At 53.1% G+C, this 273-nt stretch carries 1 rRNA gene; it reads left to right on the top strand.

The features are described 5' to 3' along the window. Positions 1-273 (top strand): 23S ribosomal RNA (locus A9587_RS24330); the annotation flags it as partial.

Raw genomic sequence — 273 nt, 5'->3', positions numbered from 1 at the left:
CGTCACACTATCATTAACTGAATCCATAGGTTAATGAGGCGAACCGGGGGAACTGAAACATCTAAGTACCCCGAGGAAAAGAAATCAACCGAGATTCCCCCAGTAGCGGCGAGCGAACGGGGAGGAGCCCAGAGCCTGAATCAGTGTGTGTGTTAGTGGAAGCGTCTGGAAAGGCGTGCGATACAGGGTGACAGCCCCGTACACAAAAATGCACATGCTGTGAGCTCGATGAGTAGGGCGGGACACGTGGTATCCTGTCTGAATATGGGGGGA

The sequence above is a fragment of the Escherichia sp. MOD1-EC6162 genome, assembly GCF_002965125.1.
Taxonomy (GTDB): Bacteria; Pseudomonadota; Gammaproteobacteria; order Enterobacterales; family Enterobacteriaceae; genus Escherichia; species Escherichia marmotae.
The sequence above is the reverse complement of the archived record's forward strand: the minus strand, read 5'-3'. Positions and strand labels throughout refer to the sequence as shown.